The organism is Actinophytocola sediminis (assembly GCF_054779715.1).
This window is the reverse complement of the sequence record NZ_BAAGXS010000072.1, coordinates 1-3912: the sequence shown is the minus strand read 5'-3', so window position 1 is coordinate 3912 and position 3912 is coordinate 1. Positions and strand designations below refer to the sequence as shown.

Genomic DNA, 3912 nt, shown 5'->3' with positions numbered 1-3912 from the left:
GGGCCGGCCGCCCCCGCGCGGCCAGGGGCGGCGCGAGCCGCGCGCACAGGGGCCGATTGCGCGGCCGGGGGCGCGTACCGGGCGGGCAACGCCGGAGCGCTGCCCCATTGTCTCCCCGATGGTCGTGGTCATGCCGATGTGTCCTTTCGGAATGGTGGAGGCTGGGGTGCGGGCAGGAACCGTTGATGCGGGCTGGGTTCCTTGCGGATGGCGGCGATGAGGTAGCCGGTCCGGCTGGCGATGTCGGTGCGGTTGCCGAGCAGGTGCTCGATCACGCGGGCCGCCCAGTCGGGGGTGACGGTCTTGCCGGTGCGAAGCCGGATGGCGGTGATCACGGCGTCGGTCTCGTGCGCGCGGTCGTGCGCGTGTGAGGGTTGCGCTGGGTTGATTGGTTTGGCAGTTCTCTGGCAGTTCATTGGTAGTTCTCTGGCAGTTGTAGCCGGAGTGACCTGCGGTTGTGACGGTTCCGGCGGCGTCACGTGCGTCGAGGTAGAGCGTGACGTGCGTTCTACCTCGGCGTCACGTGCGTCGAGGTTCGGCGTCACGCTGGCGTTGGTGACGCTCCGGTTCGGCGTCACGTCACGCTCCACTTCGGCGTCACGCAGGGCTTTCCGTGCGCGGTACCGGCGGGACCGCTCGGCGTGCTTTCGGCGCGCCAGCTCGTTCCGCTCGTGGGCTTCGTGCCGTTCCGCATCGCCCCGCTGGGCGGACAGGTTCAGCCGCCACACCACGGTGCCGCCCGTGAGTTCCTGCACTCGGTCAATGAGTCCCGCGTGCTCCAGCCGGGCGAGCGCATCGGCCGTGGCACGGGTGGTCAATCGGGCATCCTCGGCGAGGGTGGCGACACCCGGCCGCGCATGCCCGTCTCCGTCCGCATACACAGCCAGGCAGACCAGCACGAGGTGTGTCACGGTGTCCGCCTTACCGTCCGGCCGCCGCACGGTGGGCGCCTTCTGCGACGCCCACCGCACGACCTTGAAACCCGCTGTGCTCAACCATCACCGTCCACGGCCCGCTCACGCCGGAAGGCCTCCGCGCAGATCTCGACCAACCTCCGCCGGACCGGCGACGTGTTCGCCACGAAGTAGCGCTCCTCCTCCGATGCTGACCGGCGCACACGCTCCGGCACCGTGCGCGCGAAGCGAACCGAACCCGGAACCTGGGCCGGCGGGACGTAGCCGTTCCAGCGCGACGCGTCCGCGACGCCGAGCACATCACGTAGCTGCGTGGCGAGGTCCGGGTGCCGCAGCACCCGCTCCCGACGCTCCTGGTTCGCCGTGTGCGCGGCGTTCAGCGCCTGTACGGCCTCCTCGGCGCGGAACCGCGTGGACAGCGCGTGTTGGTCGGGTGTGCGTCGGTGCTCGATCGACTCCGCACGGAGCAGCTGCGCGTACAGCTCACCCCACGGCGACAGGCTCTTACGCTGGCTTGTGCGGGTCGGCTCACTCACCCTCGGCAGTGACCGCGCCGGTCTCTCCGCCAGCGAGTTCGTCGGTGGAGTCGTCGGCGGGGTCGTCGATCACCTGGGCGTCGTNTCGTCGGTGGGGTCGTCGGCGGTGGGGTCGTCGGCGGTGGGGTCGTCGGCGGTGGGGTCGAAGGTGTCGAGCACATCGGGGTCCAGCTCGGTGCGCACGTGGCCCTCGGCGGCGATGGCGCGGTTGAGGGTGGTCGTCATCGGCAGCCATTTCGAGAGTTGGCGCACGGCGGTCTTGCGGGCCATGGCGTCCCAGTCGGTCACCCACGGGCCATCTGACTTGGCACGGGACCGTGCCCGGGTGGCCTCGACGTCGGCGACGGACAGCACCTCGAACTCGGCTCCGCCGTCCACCAGCACGGCGCAGGCGTAGACGTCGGTGATGCCACCGCGGTCCCCGCGCGCGGGCTTGTGGGTCAGGTCGGGGTGCAGGCCGTAGGCGTAGTCGAACCGGTCCGCCTCGTACACCACGCGGGCGGAGATGTGCTTGAGCTGACCGGAGTTCCACGCGAGCTTGAGCAGTCCCCGGTAGCCGGGGATGAAGGTCACCTGGTCCTTGAACGGCACCAGGTACGCCTCGCCCAGCGGGCCGGGTTCCAGGCCGAGTTGGGCGGCGGTCATCAGCGCACCCAACAACGACTCGGGCCGGCATCTCTGGAGCTTGGGTGACTGGCGGATCACGGTCAGTGCGACCCGGGTGAACCGTTCCGGGTCCAGCGCGGTGCCGGTGAGCGCGCGGGCGATCTCGGGCTTCTGGCGTTCGAGCAGCGAACGAAGATCGCTACGGGGTTCACTGCCGCTCGGGCGGGTCGCGGTGCGACGGGCCAGGGCGGCGCGGGTGCTGGCGTTGCTCGTGTGTTATCCCTCCAGGCGGGGTTGTGGGGTGGGTCGGGGATACAGCAGCCGGCGGCTGGCCGGCTTCTCGGTCACGTACCGGGCGTACAGGTCGGGGTGCTCGGCGGCGAAGGCGTCGTAGGCGCAGGAGCGGGACGGCTTGGCCGACGCCTTGTGCGTGGCCACCCGCTGGCCGTCGACCGAGGCGGCCTCGGCGGTGCTCAGTGCGGCGCGGACCCGGTTGTCGATCACGGCGCGTTCGGCCTCCAGCAGGCTGATGGTCTCGGTCAGCTCGGCGCGGTGCGCCAACTCCGTGAGCCACGAACGGTCCAGCTCGATCTCCTCGCCGGCGTGCGCGCGAGCCCGCGCCAGCGTGCGGCGGGTGATCTCCGACCCGTCAACCGGGGGCGGTTCGTCGTGCTCGACGAGGCTCCAGAACTCTTCGGCGACCTCCACCAGATCCGTGATCAGCTCGTCGTCGCGCTCGATCACCCGCTCCACGTAGCTGCTGGTGTCGAGCAACGCGCACACGAACGCCCGCGGTGCGCCGAGGATCCGCATGTACCACTGCACCTGGGTGACGTAGTAGACCGGCGTCTCACCCTCGGCCCACCGCATGGCCGTGCGGTGACTGCCGGTCTTCGCCTCCACCACCCCGGCCAGCGCCTGGTCCGGGGTCCAGGCCAGACCGTCCACCGTGGCCAGCATCCACGGGTACTCCGCGTCCGCGTACAGGCCAGCACCGCCGGTCAGGATGTACTCGGGGTTGCGCTCGTCCCACTCGGCCAGCAACACCGGCTCCAGCAGCGTGCCCCACCGCATCCGCTCCAGGCTGGCCAGATCGGGCTCGGGGTCAGCGCGCCCGGTCTTCTCCAGCCACACCTGATACGGCGTCGCCCACGGCGACAGCCCGCACACCGCCGCCACCTCCGAACCCCCGAGCCCGCCGAGCCGGGCCCGTAACCACGTCTCCCGCGAGGCCGAGGCGGGCACGATCACCGAAGGGGGACGCGACGGGGTTCTGCTCGTCGATGCTCACAACCTTGTCCAGTTCGGGGTCCAGTTCGGGATGGTCACGCTTCACAATGGACAGTCGAGGCTGGCAGTCGTTCTCGGACGCCTCACGGGACATCCGGGACAGCTGCCTGATCAACGCGGCCTCGGTCGGTGACAGCTCGACGTGCAGCATGGTCACGTCGTGGCACCCGACCAGGAAGATCACGTACTCGGCCACGCCGCCACCCTGGATCACGATCACGATACGAACCTCCGACCCGAGGTGCCCCGGGGCGGGTTCTCCGCGAACCACTCGTGCGCGTTGTGCAGCGCGACCGAGTACGCGCGGGTCTTGGGCCGAGCGCTGGCGATCGGCCCGCGTAGACGTTCCGGCAGCCGTGCCCAGCACGCCGGGCAGGCATGCGCGCGGCCAACCCGCCGATCACAACCACCGAGACAGATCCGGGAACGAGGCACGGTCACACCTCCCCATGCTCAACCGGCCGCGCCGCCTGGTCCTCGGCCGGCGTGGCCGGCGCGGGCACCTCCGGGGCGACCTCACCGGCGCAGTCGCCATCGAGGTAGTCGGCGACCAACTCGGCCTCATC

The 3912-nt window shown here is 70.6% G+C and carries 5 protein-coding genes; all 5 read right to left on the bottom strand.

What is annotated here, in order from left to right; translation table 11 throughout:
* Positions 1-128: 128 nt before the first annotated feature.
* Positions 129-911: a hypothetical protein gene (locus ACYVIP_RS33415; RefSeq protein WP_460403706.1), complete on the bottom strand. Its 783-nt coding sequence runs from the start codon at positions 909-911 to the stop codon at positions 129-131.
* Between the two features lie 80 nt (positions 912-991).
* Positions 992-1450 carry a hypothetical protein gene (locus tag ACYVIP_RS33410; protein ID WP_460403704.1) on the bottom strand — a complete coding sequence of 153 codons (459 nt, stop codon included), beginning with the start codon at positions 1448-1450 and terminating at the stop codon, positions 992-994.
* A gap of 69 nt (positions 1451-1519) precedes the next feature.
* Complete coding sequence (locus tag ACYVIP_RS33405) at positions 1520-2302, bottom strand: recombinase RecT (protein WP_460403708.1); 783 nt, start codon at positions 2300-2302, stop codon at positions 1520-1522.
* Positions 2303-2332: 30 nt separating this feature from the next.
* Positions 2333-3226, bottom strand: a complete 894-nt coding sequence (locus ACYVIP_RS33400; RefSeq protein WP_460403702.1) for a YqaJ viral recombinase family nuclease — start codon at positions 3224-3226, stop codon at positions 2333-2335.
* The gene (locus ACYVIP_RS33395; RefSeq protein WP_460403700.1) at positions 3162-3566 is read right to left on the bottom strand and encodes a hypothetical protein; all 405 of its coding nucleotides are present in this window, start codon (positions 3564-3566) and stop codon (positions 3162-3164) included. The genes ACYVIP_RS33400 and ACYVIP_RS33395 overlap by 65 nt, the downstream gene beginning before the upstream one ends.
* Positions 3567-3912: the final 346 nt, after the last annotated feature.